Genomic DNA, 16,385 nt, shown 5'->3' with positions numbered 1-16,385 from the left:
TTGAGTCTGCCCGTGACCTTCCTGGGCGATCGTAGCGGCTTGTCCGCCTCCATCCTCGGCCTCGGTTGCAGCCGCCTCGGATCGACCCTGAGCGGTTGCGGCGGGGCAGCGGCCGAGGCCCTGCTTCGCCATGCGCTGGATGCCGGCGTGACGCTCTTCGACACCGCCAATATCTATGGCCAGGGGGAGAGCGAGCGGCTGATCGGCCGCGCCCTGGCGGGGCGGCGGGATGAGGTGACCATCGTCACCAAGGCCGGCCAGCGCTTCACCGCCACGCAGCGTGTCGTTGCCCTGGCCAAGTCGCCGCTGCGCCAACTGGTCCACCGCCTGCCTGGCCTGCGGGGCACCATCGCCAGCCGGCGGGCCGCGCCGCTGCCGCGCGACTACTCCCCGGCGCATCTGCAAAATGCGGTCGAGGCCAGCCTGCGGCGCCTGCGCATCGAGCGGATCGATCTCTTCCTGCTGCACAGCCCCTCGGCCGAGGCCATCCGCCAGGGCGCGCCCTTCGAGTTGCTCGACCGCCTGGTGCAGGCCGGCAAGCTGCGCGCCTGGGGCATCTCCTGCGATGACGGCGCGGCGGCCCGGGAGGCGCTGCGCCTGCCCTCGGTCGCGGCCCTGCAACTGCCCCTGGACGTGGCCCAGGCCATGCGCCCGGCCCTGACGCAGGCTGCGGGCCAGGGTATCGGCCTGATGCTGCGCGAGATCTTCGCGGGACAGGCGGGCGATGCCGCGGCTCGCGCAGCGGCCCTGCGGGTGGCCTTGCAGTTCGAACGGTCCGTGGCGCTGGTCGGCACCACCTCGGCCCGGCACCTGGATGAGGCCGTGGAGGCGGCCCGCTCCATCACCTCGCCGCCCTCGCGGCCCCTGGAGACCTCGGCATGATCCTCGACGCCTTGTCCCTGACTCCCGGTGTGGAGTTGGAGGCGGATCTCTGCATCGTCGGAGGTGGCGCGGCCGGCCTCTCCCTGGCCAGCGCGCTGGAGGGGAGCGGCCTGTCCGTGCTGGTGCTGGAGGCCGGTGGCCGCAAGTTCGACGCCGCGGCACAGGAAGGGCTGAACGGCGAGGTCGCCGAGGGCTCGTCGCATTCCCCGCCGCACATGTACCGCCGCCGCGTGCTGGGCGGCGCCACGGCCATCTGGGGAGGGCGCTGCGTGCCCTATGACCCGATCGACCTGGAGCGGCGCCCCTGGGTGCCGATGAGCGGCTGGCCGATCGCCTGGAGGGATCTGGCCGCCTACTATCCCCGGGCGCAGGAGCTGTGCGAGGCCGGGGCCTATGCCTATGACGTGTCGGAGGCGCTCGGTCCCGCCGCGCCGCCGACCATCGAAGGCTTCAGCGATCCCGATATCGTCGCCTCGCGGCTGGAGCGCTTCAGCCGGCCCACAGACTTCGGCAAGTCCACCTTCGCCCGCCTCGCCGCCGCGCCCGCGGTCCGCATCCTGCTGAACGCCCAGGCGCTCCGTCTGGTGACGCCGGAGGGCGACGGGCCGGTGCAGCGGCTGGAAGGCGCCAGTGCGCCGGGGCGCGGCTTCACCGTGCGGGCCCGGCATTACGTGCTGGCCTCCGGCGGGCTGGAGGTGCCGCGCCTGCTGATGGCCTCCGACGGCAGCCGCCGTGGCGGGCTGGGCAATGCCGGCGGAGCGCTCGGCCGCTACTACATGTGTCATGCCGAGAACACGCTCGGCCGGCTGCGCCTGCGCCCTTCCGACCGGCCGGTCGCGCTGGATTTCGAGATGACGGAGGACGGCGTCTATGTCCGCCGCAAATTCTCCTTCTCCGCCGAGGCGCAGCGGCGCGAGGGGCTGCTGAACACCATCTTCCGTCTGCACTATCCGCTCATCGCCGATCCGGCGCATGGCAGTGGCGTGCTCTCGGCCATGTATCTGGTGAAGGACGCCATCCTGCCCGAATACCGGCGCAAGCTGGCGACCATCGAGATCGCCAACCGTGGCAAGATGGTGCGGGATGGCCGCTTCTGGTTCTCCCACGCCACCAATGTGCTGCGGGATTCCCCTGGTGTGCTGCGCTTCGGCCAGGCCTGGCTGCGCAAGCGCACCTTCGCCAGCCGCAAGCTGCCCTTCGTTGTGGTGCGCGCGCGGGACGGGCGCTATCCGCTGGACGTCAATGCCGAGCAGATCCCCAATCCCGACAGCCGCGTGACCCTGGCCACGGCGCGCGATGCGCATGGCATGCCGCGGCTGAAGGTGGACTGGCGGCTGCACCCGCAGGACATCGACAGCCTGGTGCGCGGCATGAAGGTGGCGCGCGCCGCCTTCGCCCGCTCCGGCTGCGCCGAGCTGGAATTCGACGATGCCACGATCGAGGCCGAGGTGCGGGCCTCCACCCCGGTCGGTGGCCATCACATCGGCACGGCGCGCATGGCGGAGACGGTGCGGGACGGCGTGGTCGACGCCGATTGCGCCGTGCATGGCGTGCCGAATCTCTTCGTGGCCAGCTCCGCCGTCTTCCCGACCAGCAGCCACGCGAACCCGACCCTGACCATCGTCGCCCTGGCGCTGCGGCTGGCGGACCACATCCAGCAGCTCTCGGCACGGGACGAGGCGCCCGGCTTCCGCGCTGTCCCGGAGATCGCCGCATGACCCGTTGCCTCTGGCTCGCCCGGACCCTGCCCTTTCCCTGGACGGCAGGAGACCGGATCTATACCGCCAAGCTGGCGGGCGCCCTGGGACATGCGGGGGCGGAGGTGACCTTCGCCGGCTTCGCCGCCGAGGTGCCGCCCCAGCCGATGTCCGGCATCACCTGGCATGTCGTGCCGGGCCAGCCGCGCGGGCGCCTGTCGGCCCTGGCCAGCCCCATGCCCCTGGTGGCGGCGCGCCATGACGTGCCGGCCTATCGCGCGGCGCTGGGCGAGCTGGCCCGGAAGGGTCCCTGGCAGGCCGTGGTGGTGGACCAGTACGGGATGGGCTGGGCGCTGCGGCACCGGCATCTCTTCGCCGGCGATCCGACCTTCGTCTTCGTCACCCATGACCATGAGGCGAGCGTGACCGGGATGCAGTGGCGCGATGCCACCGCCTCCCTCGGCAAGCGGCTCTATCTGGGGCAGAACTACCTCAAGACCCGGCATTTCGAACGCTGGATCGCGCGCAACAGCCACCTCGTCACCACCATCACCGAGGCCGATGCGGCGCTCTTCGCCGCCGATGCGCCGGCCGCCCGGGTGCTGACCCTGGTGCCGGGCTATGACGGCACGCGGGTGGCCGCCCGCCGGATCGGGCCGGAGACGCCGCGCGCCGTGGTGCTCTTCGGCTCCTACCGCTGGTCCGCCAAGCAGGCCAATCTGCGCATCTTCCTGGACAAGGCCGATCCGATTCTGGCCCGGGCGGGGATCGAGATCCGCGTGGTCGGCGACATGCCGGAGGATTTCCGGCGCACGCTCGAGGGCCGCTACCAGGCGGCCCGCTTCACCGGCTTCGTCGAGGATCCGGCGCCGCATCTGGCGGCCGCCCGGATGGCGGTGCTGGCCGAGCCGATCGGCGGCGGCTTCAAGATGAAGCTGCTGGAATACATCTTCAACCGCGTGCCCGTGGCGGCGCTCTCGGCCTGCGCCAGCGGCCTGCCGCCGGAGGTGCAGGCGGAGATGCTGCTGGAGCCGGAGCTGGATGGCCTGCTGCGGCGTGTCCAGGCCGTCATCGACCAGCCTGCGCAGCTCAATGCCTGGCAGGAGCGCGCCTTCGCCGCGGCTGCGGATGCCTTCGACTGGGCCGATCGGGGCCGCCTGCTGCTGGAGGCCATTGAGGAGCGTCGTGGCGCTCCGCTGCGATCTGCGGCAAAACAGACAAAGACTTACAGTTCATTGGGCCAGGCCATCGACACCGGCAAAGCCTGATCCGGGCTGTCAGGCGGGACAGCAATTTGTGCAGAGTGATAGAGAATGAAGCCTGACAGGGTGGCGCGGACCGCCTGCCTCTCGGATTTCGCGCCATGACGCGGGAAGAGAGGGTCCGGCAACCGGATCTGGCTGCCGATCTGGCGCCCCTGGTGGCCCTTTCCGCCCGCATCGGTGCGGACCGGCACCTGATCCAGGGCGCCGGCGGCAATACCTCGCTCAAGCGCGGTGAGCGGGAGATCTGGGTCAAGGCCTCGGGCACCTGGCTGGCCCGCGCGGAGGAGAAGCTGATCTTCGTCGGTCTCGACCTGCCGCAGATCCTCCGGCGGCTGGCCGCACTGGAATCGGATCCGGCCATGCCGTCCCGTCTCGATCCGGGGGCCGTCCTGCGCCCCTCGATCGAGACGACGCTGCATGCCCTGTTGCCGCATCGCGTCGTCCTGCATGTCCATTCGGTGAATGCTCTGGCCTTCGCCGTTCGCGCCGATGGGCGGGATCGGGCGGCGGAACGGCTGAAGGGGCTGCGCTGGGCCTGGGTGCCTTACGCCAAGCCGGGCCTTCCCTTGACCCAGGCGGTGCGCTCCGTCCTGCCGGAGCGGCCGGATGTGCTGCTGCTGGCCAATCATGGCCTGGTGATCGGAGCCGAGACCACCTCGGCTGCGGCGGCGTTGCTGACGGAGGTGGAAACGCGGCTGGCCGTGACCGCGCGGTCGACGCCGCCGGCGGATCAGGCCACCCTGGCCCGCCTGGCCCGCATCGCCGAGGGCCGGTATCGCCCTGCCTGTCTGGCGGAGGCCCATGCGGCGGCGACCGACCCGGTGAGCCTGGCGATGGCCAGCCAGGGCGCCCTTTACCCGGACCATGTGGTCTTCCTGGGTCCCTCTCCCATTCCCACCTCCAGCATTTCCGAAGCCGAGTACCACTTGCGGACCTGCCGCAACCCGCAGGGGCCGGCCCTGGTCCTGGTGGCCGGCGCGGGCGCCCTGCTGCGCGCCGATCTCGGGCCGGGGGCCGAGGAGATGGCAGCCTGCCTCGGTCTCGTGCTGCCCCGGCTGGACCCGGCCGCGCCCCTGGTGTTCCTGGATGTGTCGCAGGAGGCCGAATTGCTCGACTGGGATGCCGAGAAGTACCGGCAATCCCTCAATGCGGCGTCTCTGTGATGGGGAGCGTCACGACTCTGGAGGCCCCTCGCATGCAGATCGTCATTCCGATGTCAGGATTTGGCGAGCGGTTCCGCCGCGCCGGCTACCCGGTGCCGAAGCCGCTGATCGAGGTGGATGGCAAGCCGATCATCGCGCACGTCCTGGACCTTTTTCCTGGCGAGACCGACGTCACCTTCATCTGCAATGCCGACCATCTGGCCGAGCCGGCCTACAGGATGGAAGCCATCCTGCGCGAACTCTGCCCGACCGGGCGGATTGTGCCTGTCGCGCCACACAAGCTCGGGCCGGTGCATGCCGTGCTGCAGGCGATGGACGGGCTCGATCCGGACCGGCCGGTGGTGGTCAATTACTGCGACTTCGCCTGCTTCTGGGACTGGCCGGACTTCGTCCGCTTCACGCGGGAAACCGGATGCGCCGGCGCCATCCCCGCCTATCGCGGCTTCCATCCGCATTCCCTGGGCTCGACCTACTACGCCTATCTGCGCCACCAGAACGGCTGGGTGCGGGACATCCAGGAGAAGCAGCCCTTCACCGAAGCGCCGATGGAGGAATACGCTTCCAGCGGCACCTACTATTTCGCCAGCGCCGCGCTGCTGCGGCGGGCCTGCGAGGAGACGGTCCGCCAGCAGATCTCGGTGAATGGCGAATACTATGTGAGCCTTGCCTACAAGCCGATCCTGGCCGAACGCCTGCCGGTCGCCGTTTATGAACTGCAGCACTTCATGCAGTGGGGCACGCCAGCGGATCTCGAGGACTATCAGCGCTGGTCGCGCGCCTTCGCTGCCCTGGCCGGATCGCCGGAGCCGCCGGCGCAGGAAGGCTGTGTGCTGGTGCCCATGGCCGGTGCCGGGCAGCGCTTCCGCGATGCCGGCTACGACCGGCCCAAGCCGCTGATCCCCGTGTCGGGCCGGCCGATGGCCGTGCAGGCGGTGGCCGACCTGCCCAAGGCACCGCGCCGCCGTTTCATCCTGCGCCGCGACCTGCCGGGACTTGGCGAGATCACCGAAGCCCTGGCGGCCGAGGTGGCGGGATCCGAGACGGTGCTGCTCGACGGACTGACCGACGGCCAGGCGCGGACCTGCCTGGCGGGGCTGGCGGGGCTCGACCCCGACCAGCCGCTGACCATCGGCGCCTGCGACAACGGCGTGATCTTCGAGCCGGCGGAGTTTTCCGCCCTGCTGCACGAGAACGGGCCGGACGTCCTGGTCTGGGGGATACGCGGCCATTCCGCCGCCCGCCGCCGCCCGCAATCCTATGGCTGGATCGAGGCCGATGCGGAGGGACGCATCCGTCGGGTCGCGGTCAAGGAGCCGCTGGCCGATCCGGTGACCGATCCGATCGTCATCGGTGCCTTCACCTTCCGGCGCCTGCGCGACTTCGTCGCGGCGGCGGAGCGCATGATCGCCCGCGAAGCCCGGGTCAACGGCGAATTCTACATCGACACCTGCATCAACGATGCCATTGCCCTGGGCCTGGAGTGCCGCCTTCTCGAGGTGGCGCATTATCTCGGCTGGGGCACGCCGGACGAGTTGCGCAGCTTCGAGTACTGGCAGTCCTGCTTCCACAAATGGGACCGGCATCCCTATCGGCTGGAGCACGACCGGCATGTCCCGCCAGGGGCTGTCGCGGCCCTGGAGGCGCGCTATAGGGCCGTGCCTTCGCCGCGGCCGGTCCCTCTGGCCGCCCCGTCCTGGTAACCGCCCGTCCTTCTCCCCCGCGCGGGCGCGCACCGCAGACCGAGAGCAGCCGATGATCCTGATCGCCCATCGTCGCAACACGCTGGAGCAACTCGCCGCGACCCCGGCCGAATACGGCATCGAGGTCGATATCCGCAGCCAGGGGTCCAGGCTGGTCATTCATCACGACCCCTTCGTGGTCGATGCCCTGGACTTCGAGGACTGGCTTGCCGCCTATCGCCACGGCACGCTGATCCTGAACGTGAAGGAGGAAGGGCTGGAGGACCGCCTGCTCGCCCTGATGGCGGAGCGCGGCATCGAGGATTTCTTTTTCCTCGACCAATCCTTCCCCTTCCTGGTGCGCACCGCCCGGCGTGGCGAGCGCCGTTGCGCCGTGCGGGTCTCCGAGTTCGAGACGGTGGAGACCGCGCTCAGCCTGGCGGGCCGGATCGACTGGGTCTGGGTCGATTGCTTCACCCGCTTTCCGCTCGATCGGGCCTCGGCGGCGCGGCTGAAGGAGGCGGGCTTCAGGCTGTGCCTGGTCTCGCCGGAATTGCAGGGCCGCACTGATCCCGCCGAGATCGCCGCGATGCGCGGCCTGCTGGCGCGGGAGGGGATCACGGCGGAGGCCGTCTGTACCAAGGTGCCCGAGCTTTGGCGCTGATTCCCGCGGATCTGCGGAGCAATCACTGGTTCCTGCTCGGCCTTCTCCTGCGGCTCGCAGCCATTCTCCTGCTGGTGCCACAGATCCAGGCGGACTGGTTCACGCCTTTCATGGTGGAGACCCTGGCGGCGCCCAGCCTGGATCCCTGGACGCAGTTCCTGCACCATGGCGATCACCCGCCGGAATTCTTCTATGGCCCGGTCATGTATCTTTTCCATGCGCCCTTCGTGGCGCTGGGGATGCTGGCCGACCATCTGGCCGGCGGCGGGATGCGCCTGGCCCAGATCGGCCTCGGTCTCAGCCTGCTGGTCGCGGATTACGCCCTGCTGCTGGTGCTGCGCCGGATGAACGAGGGCGCGGTGGATCGTGTCCTTCTCGTCTACTGGTTCTCGCCACTGGTGCTGTTCATCACCTACTGGCATGGCGATACCGATGTGGTGCCGACGCTGATGGTCGCCGGGACCCTGCTGTTGCTGCAGCAGGGCGCGCCGCGCCGTGCCGGCGCCCTGCTGGGTCTGGCGATCGCCGCCAGGATCGGCATCCTGGCGATCCTGCCCTTCCTGGCCGTCTTCCTCTGGAGCCACCGGCGGCATCGGGACACCCTGCCCCGCTTCCTGCTCGGCAGCCTGGGCGTGGCAGGGCTGCTGCTCCTGCCGCCGCTGCTCCTGTCGCCCGGCCTGCACCAGATGCTGACGAGCAATCCGCGCCTGCTGGTGGCCAATCCGGGGATGATCTCCATCCTCGACTTCGACATCATGCTGGGCGGCGGCCAGAAGCTCTACATCATGCCGATCGTCTACCTGCTCGGGCTCTATGGGGCCTGGAAGGTGGGGCGGATGAGCTTCGACCTGCTCTTTACCGTGCTGGGCGTCGCCTATCTGGTGGTCCTGCTGCTGACCCCTTCGGCGGTTGGCTGGTATCTCTGGGTGGTGCCCTTCCTGGTGGCCTACCAGATGCGGGCCGGTGAGCGGGGCTCGGCGCTGGCGGTGGCCTTCGGGCTGGCGTTCATCCTGGCGAAGCTGGTGGTGACCGTGACACCGGCCGTGCCGCTGCTCGGCCTGCCGCTGGGCTGGGGCGGCTGGATGCCTGAGGACGCCATGGCCAGCCTGCGCGTCACGTCCATCACCGCCTCGATGTTGACCGCCATTGGCGTGGTGCTGGCCCTGACCATGCTCCGCAGGGGGCTGGAGGAGAACGACTTCTTCGGCCTGTCGCAGCGGCCGCTGGCCATCGGCATCGCCGGCGACAGCGGCACCGGCAAGGACACCTTGGCCCTGGCCCTGGCCGGACTGTTCGGTGAAGGGGCCGTGACCGGCGTCTCCGGCGACGACTACCATCTCTTCGAGCGGCGCGGGAAGCTGTGGCAGGCCTTCACCCATCTCGATCCCCGGGCCAACGACCTCGAGGCCTTCACGCGCGATGCCCTGTCGCTGATCGCCTGGCGGCCGATCATGTGCCGCCACTACGACCATGCCACCGGCCTTTTCACTCCGCCGCGGCGCATCCAGGCCAGCGACGTGGTGATGGTGACCGGGCTGCACGCCCTGTATCCGGCTGCGCTGCGCGAGCGGCTGGATGTCGCGATCTATCTCGACATGGACGAGAGCCTGCGCCGCTTCTTCAAGATCCGGCGTGACGTCCAGCAGCGCGGCCACAGCCTCGACCGGGTCCTGTCCTCGATCAAGCGGCGCATGCCGGACTATGAGGCCTTCATCCGGCCGCAGCGCGAGCATGCCGATGTCGTCTTCTCCCTGCTGCCGGCCGACCCCGCCTCGCTGCAGGACATCGAGCAGGAAGGTCCGATTCCCCTGAAGCTCCGGGTCAGGATGCGCAGCGCCATCAGCCTGGACCGACTGGCGCGCCTGCTGATCGCATTGTGCGGCGCCCAGGTCGATGTCACCCAGGCAGCCGGCATGAATGCCATGGCCGAGCTGGTCATCGATGGCAGCGACGTCCAGGCGGAGGATATCCAGTTCACCGCCCAGCAGCTGGTGCCGCATCTGGAGGAGCTGCTGGCCCGCATTCCGGCCTGGCACCCGGGCATGACAGGCATCATGCAGCTGATCACCCTGCTGCAGCTGGCCGAGCTGACGCCGAAGCGCCGCTGAGGAGGTATCATGAAGATCCTGAACGCCGAGGCCCTGCGGGAGAAGCCGCGCGCCATCCTCTTCGATCTGGACGACACCCTCTACGAATATGGCCGGCCGCATGAGCGGGCGATGGAGGCGGTCCGGAACAAGGTCGGCAAGGCACTGAAGGTGCAGCCGGCCCAGTTCGACGACGCCTTCCGCCGGGCCCGGCATGAGACGAAGCGGATGCTGGGGGCGACCGCCAGCTCGCACAACCGCCTGCTCTACTTCCAGAGGATGATCGAGCTGCTGGGGCTGAACAGCCAGCCCGCCATCGCCCTTGACCTGGAACAGACCTACTGGCGCACCCTGATGACCAGCGCCCGGCTGTTTCACGGCGCGGAGGACCTCCTGATCGAGCTACGCGCCGCCGGCCTGCCGCTGGCCCTGGTGACCGACCTGACGGCGCAGATCCAGTTCCGCAAGCTCGTCTATTTCGGCATCGATCGCTATTTCGACACCGTCGTGACCTCGGAGGAGGCCGGGGTGGACAAGTCCGGCCTCAAACCCTTCGAGATCGCCGCCGCCAAGCTGGAGCTGGAGAGGGGCGACCGGGTCTGGTTCATCGGTGATGCCGAGTGCGACGTGGTGGCCAGCAAGCAGGTCCTGAATGCCGCCACGCTCCAGAAGCTGCATGACGGCGGCAGCGGCCGCGCGGCCCATGCGGGGGTGGATGGCACCTTTCATGCCTTTCCTGCCCTGCGGGACTGGGCCAGGGGCGTCGTGGGCCGGCCCTGAACGGGCCCGATGCCGCAGCAACAGGAAAAGACCTAAGTCATGAGCGAGTTCACCGTCTCCGGCCGTGAGGATCTGTATCGGCTGAAGACGATGCGGGGTCTGTCCCGCGTGGTCATCCGCACGGAGCGGCTGATCTACCGGAACCTGATGGCGCATGCGCTGAAGTACGGCCTCTGGGCCCTGCAGCCGGGAGGCCGGCTGCTGGTGCAGGACAACTCGCCCAATGTCTTCGATCTCTGGCCCCGCTTCGTTTCCTTCAAGCTGATCCGGCAATGGACCTACAAGCTGACCGCCGGTGAGGCCGATCCCCTGCGGCTCGATACCGACAAGGGAGAGATCGAACTGGTCCGCACCCGGCCGCCGACGCCCGCGGGATGGGGCGCGGGGGTGGTCTTCTCTGGCCAGGAGGCCGAGTTGCCCCGGCTGCACGCCTGCCTCGACGCCTTGCTGCGCCAGCCGGAACTGCGGCCGGAACAGGGGGGCGAGATCCTGGTCTGCGGCCCCTCGGGGGGCGAGGCCTGCCTCGAGGGTTACCCTCAGGTGGGCTATCTGGCTCACGACCTGCCGTCCGGCCCGCGGGTGATGATCTGCCGAAAGAAGAACGCGCTGATCCGCGCCCTGAAGGGGCCTCGCATTGCCATCCTGCACAGCCGGGTGCTGCTGGCGCCCGACACGCTGCGCCATGTGCCGGAGGAGTTCGAGATCATCACGCCCCGCGTCTTCACCCAGGGCGATGGGGCGCGGGAGGATTATCTCTCCCTCGGCGTGCACGATACCGGCCTCCCGGGCCATGTGCCGCGGCTGACGCCCTCCAGCCTGCGGCGGGTGCCGGCGGAACGCTATCTGGACCTCTATGCCCGCGGTCTGCCCTATGTCGATGGCGGGCTGTTCTGCGTCCGCAAGGACGTGCACGAGCGCTGCCCGCTGAACGAGGCCGTCGCCTGGGACGAGGCGGAGGATCTGGAATGGTGCCTGCGCGCCCTGGCGGCGGGCTTCCTGATCGACCTCGCACCGCAGGCCGAAGCCGTGTCCGCCGTGGCCAAGCTGCGCGCCTCCTCCCTGCCGCCCAGGCTGACGCGGTGGCTGCGGGGCGGAAAATTCGCGGTCCAGGCCGGCCGGCACAGGTTGCGTGACCGTGCCGAGCGCTGGCTGGGGCGGCGCTGATGCTGAAGAGTGCGGCGGCGCGGAAATCCGCGACCTTCTTCCTGCTGAAGGCCACCAACACTGCCCTGGCAACGCTCTGGAGCTTCCTGCTGACCTATAGCCTGGTGCGGCAGGTCGGTCTGCACGACTACGCTTTCTTCGCGACCGTCATCGCCTTCGCCTCGCTGGTTCTGCAGGCCGATCTGGGCATCTCGCTGCGGCTCTTCGGACGGATGCGACAGAATTTCCTGCATCCCGAGAGTTCCTCCCGGCAGGAGCTTGGCAGCGCCGTCGCCGCGGCGCTGTGGAGCTATTCAGCCGCCGCCATCCTGGCGACGCTGGCCTTCGGCGTGGCGCTCTGGACGGCGGATCTCGGGCTGGCGGCCTATCGGCCGATCTATCTGCTGCTCTTCGCCGGGTCGGTTCTGCCCCTGCCCTGGATGATCCTGCGCCTCGCCGCCAATGCCTTCGATGCCTATGTGCTGACCGAGGGCATCGATTTCCTGCGCCGCCTGGTGCTGGTGCTGCTGACCGCGGCGCTGGCCTTCGGCCTGCCGCTGACGGTCTATGCCATCTGCTTCGTGCTGCTCTGGCTTTCCGGCCTGGTGGCGCTCTTCCTGGTGGCGCGGCGGCGGCTCGGCTTCCTCAGCGGAGCGCGGATCGGCCAGGGCTTCCGCGTGCTGCGGGCGGATCTGCGCGGCATCACCGCCTCCGCCGTGCTCTCCCTGTCGGAGTTCCTGATCTATATCTATCCCTACTATGTCATCCCGCTGATCTACCGGGACGCGCTGGCTCTGGTCGTCTTCGACATGTTCTACAAGGTGACCCGATTCGGCGTCACCGCCTTCCTGACCGTGGCCGAGACCATGATGCCGCATCAGACGCAGGCCTATCACGCGCACGATGTGGCCAGGCTGATGCGCTGGATCCGGCTGTCCTTCGGGCTCAGTGCCCTGCCCTTCACCGTGGGCGCCGGGATCATCTATGTCCTGGGCGACAGGTTCTTCGGCACCCTGCTGGGCCACCCCGAAGTGGTGTCGGAAAGCACGCGCATCGCCATCTGCGTCATGCTCTTCCTGATGCTGGTGCAGACGGCGAGCGGTGCCGTCCTGGCCGCCATCGGCTGGCTCGCGCCCCTGGCGCGCCGCGCCGCGCTGTCCTTCCTGGGCATGCTGATCATGACCGCAGTCGCTGCCTGGCAGAACTGGCCCATCGACGGCTTCATCATCGGCTACGTCGCGGTCTACGGCTTCGAGGCCTTCGCCTATTTCACTCTGATGCTGCACATGGTGCTGCAGGCACGGCGGAAAGCCCGGATCACCGCGGCGGCCTCATGAACGGGAAGTCATGAAATGGCAATATTTCACGAAGACAAATCGTAAAAATCCTGTGATCTTCTCCAGGCGCGCGCATATCGGATAATTTTTGAGTATTATCCAACATATGCGCCGATGCCGGACACGTTCCGGTTGGCCGGTATGCCCCGTCCCGCTTTGCCTGCCCGAATGAAGGTCAGACCATGCTGTTCAACTCCGCAACCTTCATTCTCGGCTTCCTGCCGATCGTGCTGCTGGGCTTCTTCGTCCTGGCGGGAACGGGTCGGCAGCGCCTGGCCGGGGTCTGGCTCACGCTCGCCTCGCTGGTCTTCTACGGATGGTGGGACCCGCAATACGTGCCTCTCCTGCTGGGCAGCATGGTCGCGAACTATGTCCTGGGCGGCTATTTGCTGCGCAGGCCCTCGCGCCTCGTGCTGGTGCTGGGCATCGCCGCGAACCTGATCCTGCTGTGCTACTTCAAGTACATGGGCTTTCTGGTGGGCGCGGTCGACGATGCCTTCGGCCTGGGCTGGAGCGTGCCCAACATTGTCCTGCCCCTGGCCATCTCCTTCTTCACCTTCCAGCAAATCGCCTATCTGAGCGACGCGCATGACGGCGCCGTCGTCGAGCATGATTTTCTCAACTACTGCCTCTTCATCACCTTCTTCCCGCATCTGATTGCCGGCCCCATCACCCACCACCGGGAGATGCTGTCGCAGTTCAGCGACCCCCGGAACTTCCGGCCGCGCTTCGACAACATCTCGGTGGGCACCACGCTCTTTCTGCTCGGCCTGTTCAAGAAGGTGGTCTTCGCCGATCCGCTGGGCGCTGATGCCGGCCCCGTTTTCGCCGCCGCCGAGGCCGGCGCGGCGCTGTCGCTGCTCGATGCCTGGAGCGGCGCGCTGAGCTACACGTTGCAGATCTATTTCGACTTCTCGGGCTACACCGATATGGCGATCGGCCTCGGCCTGCTCTTCGGCATCAGCCTGCCGCCGAATTTCGACAGCCCCTACAAGGCCCGCAACGTCATCGAGTTCTGGTCGCGCTGGCATATGACGCTGACGCGCTTCCTGACGGCCTATGTCTACAACCCGATCGTCATGCGGGTGACGCGCGCCCGCGTCGCCGCCGGCAAGCCGTTGCCCCGCCGCGGCAAGATGACCTTCGGCACCTTCATCAGCCTGGTGGCCTATCCGACCATCCTGACCATGTTCATCTCGGGCGTCTGGCACGGGGCGGGGTGGCAGTTCGTGGCCTTCGGCCTGCTGCATGGCTTCTACCTGGTGGTGGCGCATGCCTGGCGGGCGCTGAAGGTGCGCTGGGGCTGGAAGCTCGATAGCGACAGGTGGCTGCACCGCGGGGTGGCCGTCCTGCTGACCTTCCTCTGCGTCAATGTCGCCATGGTCTTCTTCCGCGCACCCAGCCTGACCGGGGCGCTCACCATGCTGGCCGGGATGGCCGGGCTGAACGGCGTGGTGGTGCCGCCGGTGATGGCCGGCCTTCCGGTGGTCTCCGGCCTGGTCGGCTTCCTCGGGTTGACCGTCGATGCCGTACCTTTCTTCAATCTGACCGATGCGGCCCTGATCGGCCTGCTCCTGGCCTTCGTCTGGACCCTGCCGAACACCCAGCAATGGATGCGGCACTATCGCACTGCGCTTGGCTGGCGCCCGCGCCAGAGCTGGCTGGAGCCCTTCCTGCCGGGCGCAACCTGGCGCCCGACGCCGGCCCTCGGCGTGGTGATCGGCCTGCTCGGCTTCTTCGCCCTGGCCCGCGCCTTCTCGGCCGCGCCGACCGAATTCCTCTACTTCCAGTTCTGAGAACGGGATCATGGATCAACTCGCCTGGCTGCCGCTCCATGCGGATCTTTCCGCCGCGATCGGCGAGGCCCGACGCCTGACCGAGCCCAGGGCCAGGCTGGCCGCGGCCATCCGGCTTTCCGGCTATCGCCGCGACTTCACCCTGACCGGGCGGATCGACCGCCTGGCTGCGGAAGGCTTGGCCGACCCGGCCGCGCCGGGCCAGCAGAGTCCGGCCCTGACGCCGCTGCGTCTCGCCATTCTGGCCTCCCACACCGTGGACCACCTCGTCCCCTCGATCCGGGTCTCCGGCCTGGGCCGCCGCCTGGCGCTCTCGGTGCATGTCGCGCCCTATGGCCTGTATCGCCAGGCCCTGCTGGGCGAGGATCCGGACCTTGCGGCCTTCGCGCCGCAACTGATCCTGCTGGCCCTTGATGCCCGGGACGCGCCCATCGACCTGCCCCTGGAAGCCGCCGAGGCCGAGGTCGTGGCCGCCGTCACCGCCCGGGTGGAGGAGCTGCGCCTGCTCTGGCGCCGGGCGCGCGAGCGTTACGGGGCGCAGGTGGTGCAACAGACCCTGGTGCCGGCCGACCCGCCGATCTTCGGTTCCTTCGAGGCGCTGGTGCCGGCGGCGCCTTATGCCGTGACCGAGCGGCTGAACACCGCCATCCGCGCTGCGGCGCGGGAGGATGGCGTGCTGTTGCTCGACCTCGCCTGGATGGCGGCGCGACAGGGCCAGGCGGCGGGGCTCGCCGATCCGGTGCGCTGGCACCAGGCGAAGCAACTGGTCAGCCCGATCCTGGCGCCGCTCTACGGCGACCTGCTGGCCCGTGTGGCCATGGCCGTGGCCGGCCTGTCGCGGAAGTGCCTGGTGCTCGATCTCGACAACACGATCTGGGGCGGCGTGATCGGCGATGACGGGCTGGACGGCATCAAGCTCGGCCAGGGCAATGCGACCGGCGAGGCCTTCCTGGCCTTCCAGCGCTATGCCGCGGCGCTCGGCCGGCGCGGCGTCATCCTGGCGGTCTGCAGCAAGAACACCCAGGAGGTGGCCGAGGAAGCCTTCGCCAGGCACCCCGAGATGGTGCTGAAGCGCGGTGACATCGCCTGCTTCATGGCCAATTGGAACGACAAGGCGGGAAATCTCCGGCAGATCGCCAGGACGCTGAACATCGGCCTCGACAGCCTGGTCTTCGTTGATGACAACCCGGCCGAGCGCGAGATCGTCCGCCGCGAACTGCCCGAGGTGGCGGTGCCCGAACTGCCTGAGGATGTGGCGAACTACCCCGAGACGGTCGCTGCCGGCGGCTATTTCGAGGCCGCCACCTTCACCGCCGACGATGCGGCGCGTAACCGCAGCTACGTGCTGAACGCCGAGCGCAAGGCGGCGCTGGACCAGGCGACGGATCTGGAAGGCTATCTGCGCAGTCTGGCCATGACCATGACGGTCAAGGAAGTGGGTGCCGGCGAACTGCCGCGCGTCACGCAGCTGATCAACAAGACCAACCAGTTCAACCTGACCACCCGCCGTTACACCGAGGTCGAGACGGAACGCTTCTCCACCGATCCGGAGACGGTGATGCTGTCGCTGCGGTTGCGCGATCGCTTCGGCGACAACGGGCTGATCAGCGTGGTGATCGCCCGCCCCGACGCCGCCCTGGCGGCCAATGAGCTGTTGATCGACACCTGGCTGATGAGTTGCCGCGTGCTCGGCCGCCAGGTCGAACAGGCGACGCTGGATGTCCTGGCCCGTGCCGCAGCCCGCAAGGGGGCCACGGCGCTGATCGGCGAGTACCGCCCGACCGCGCGCAACGGGATGGTGGCCGAGCATTATGCCCGCCTGGGCTTCGCCCCCCTTCCCGCGCCCGCCGGCGCCGCGCCGGGCGCGCCCGGCGGGCGCGACGGGCGGTGGG

General features: G+C 68.8%; 12 protein-coding genes. All 12 read left to right on the top strand.

Features of this window, described 5'->3' with window-relative positions; all coding sequences use genetic code 11:
* A complete protein-coding gene (locus ACVMLK_RS09010) occupies positions 1 to 882 on the top strand; it encodes an aldo/keto reductase (protein WP_457486216.1) in 882 nt (293 codons plus the stop codon).
* Positions 879 to 2,600: an FAD-dependent oxidoreductase gene (locus ACVMLK_RS09005; RefSeq protein WP_198368220.1), complete on the top strand. Its 1,722-nt coding sequence runs from the start codon at positions 879 to 881 to the stop codon at positions 2,598 to 2,600. The genes ACVMLK_RS09010 and ACVMLK_RS09005 overlap by 4 nt, the downstream gene beginning before the upstream one ends.
* Positions 2,597 to 3,847, top strand: a complete 1,251-nt coding sequence (locus ACVMLK_RS09000) for a glycosyltransferase (protein WP_422926120.1) — start codon at positions 2,597 to 2,599, stop codon at positions 3,845 to 3,847. Before ACVMLK_RS09005 ends, ACVMLK_RS09000 begins: the two co-directional genes overlap by 4 nt.
* A 95-nt stretch (positions 3,848 to 3,942) precedes the next feature.
* A complete protein-coding gene (locus tag ACVMLK_RS08995; protein ID WP_457486215.1) occupies positions 3,943 to 5,007 on the top strand; it encodes a class II aldolase/adducin family protein in 1,065 nt (354 codons plus the stop codon).
* Positions 5,008 to 5,039: 32 nt separating this feature from the next.
* The gene (locus ACVMLK_RS08990; protein WP_457486214.1) at positions 5,040 to 6,707 is read left to right on the top strand and encodes an NTP transferase domain-containing protein; all 1,668 of its coding nucleotides are present in this window, start codon (positions 5,040 to 5,042) and stop codon (positions 6,705 to 6,707) included.
* Positions 6,708 to 6,759: 52 nt separating this feature from the next.
* The gene (locus tag ACVMLK_RS08985) at positions 6,760 to 7,350 is read left to right on the top strand and encodes a phosphatidylinositol-specific phospholipase C/glycerophosphodiester phosphodiesterase family protein (RefSeq protein WP_457486213.1); all 591 of its coding nucleotides are present in this window, start codon (positions 6,760 to 6,762) and stop codon (positions 7,348 to 7,350) included.
* Positions 7,341 to 9,458: a hypothetical protein gene (locus ACVMLK_RS08980; RefSeq protein ID WP_457486212.1), complete on the top strand. Its 2,118-nt coding sequence runs from the start codon at positions 7,341 to 7,343 to the stop codon at positions 9,456 to 9,458. The genes ACVMLK_RS08985 and ACVMLK_RS08980 overlap by 10 nt, the downstream gene beginning before the upstream one ends.
* Positions 9,459 to 9,467: 9 nt before the next feature.
* The gene (locus ACVMLK_RS08975) at positions 9,468 to 10,217 is read left to right on the top strand and encodes an HAD family hydrolase (RefSeq protein ID WP_422926110.1); all 750 of its coding nucleotides are present in this window, start codon (positions 9,468 to 9,470) and stop codon (positions 10,215 to 10,217) included.
* Between the two features lie 39 nt (positions 10,218 to 10,256).
* Entirely contained in the window at positions 10,257 to 11,381 is a 1,125-nt protein-coding gene (locus ACVMLK_RS08970) for a hypothetical protein (protein WP_457486211.1), read from the top strand.
* A complete protein-coding gene (locus tag ACVMLK_RS08965; protein ID WP_457486210.1) occupies positions 11,381 to 12,697 on the top strand; it encodes a hypothetical protein in 1,317 nt (438 codons plus the stop codon). Before ACVMLK_RS08970 ends, ACVMLK_RS08965 begins: the two co-directional genes overlap by 1 nt.
* A gap of 182 nt (positions 12,698 to 12,879) precedes the next feature.
* Positions 12,880 to 14,493 (top strand): MBOAT family O-acyltransferase, encoded by a 1,614-nt coding sequence (locus ACVMLK_RS08960; RefSeq protein WP_457486209.1) that lies wholly within the window; start codon positions 12,880 to 12,882, stop codon positions 14,491 to 14,493.
* Positions 14,494 to 14,503: 10 nt separating this feature from the next.
* Positions 14,504 to 16,385 (top strand): HAD-IIIC family phosphatase (locus tag ACVMLK_RS08955; RefSeq protein WP_457486208.1); only part of this gene is annotated, 1,882 nt, incomplete at its 3' end.

It is taken from the genome of Teichococcus aerofrigidensis, assembly GCF_054073225.1.
This window is presented reverse-complemented; position numbering and strand designations above follow the sequence as displayed.

What these genes read in the sequence shown, in the direction of transcription:
- ACVMLK_RS08985 (WP_457486213.1), top strand. Translation starts at nt 6,760, where the DNA reads ATGATCCTGATCGCCCATCGTCGCAACACGCTGGAGCAACTCGCCGCG.
- ACVMLK_RS08995 (WP_457486215.1), top strand. Translation starts at nt 3,943, where the DNA reads ATGACGCGGGAAGAGAGGGTCCGGCAACCGGATCTGGCTGCCGATCTG.
- ACVMLK_RS09005 (WP_198368220.1), top strand. Translation starts at nt 879, where the DNA reads ATGATCCTCGACGCCTTGTCCCTGACTCCCGGTGTGGAGTTGGAGGCG.
- ACVMLK_RS08970 (WP_457486211.1), top strand. Translation starts at nt 10,257, where the DNA reads ATGAGCGAGTTCACCGTCTCCGGCCGTGAGGATCTGTATCGGCTGAAG.
- ACVMLK_RS08960 (WP_457486209.1), top strand. Translation starts at nt 12,880, where the DNA reads ATGCTGTTCAACTCCGCAACCTTCATTCTCGGCTTCCTGCCGATCGTG.
- ACVMLK_RS09000 (WP_422926120.1), top strand. Translation starts at nt 2,597, where the DNA reads ATGACCCGTTGCCTCTGGCTCGCCCGGACCCTGCCCTTTCCCTGGACG.
- ACVMLK_RS08975 (WP_422926110.1), top strand. Translation starts at nt 9,468, where the DNA reads ATGAAGATCCTGAACGCCGAGGCCCTGCGGGAGAAGCCGCGCGCCATC.
- ACVMLK_RS08990 (WP_457486214.1), top strand. Translation starts at nt 5,040, where the DNA reads ATGCAGATCGTCATTCCGATGTCAGGATTTGGCGAGCGGTTCCGCCGC.
- ACVMLK_RS08965 (WP_457486210.1), top strand. Translation starts at nt 11,381, where the DNA reads ATGCTGAAGAGTGCGGCGGCGCGGAAATCCGCGACCTTCTTCCTGCTG.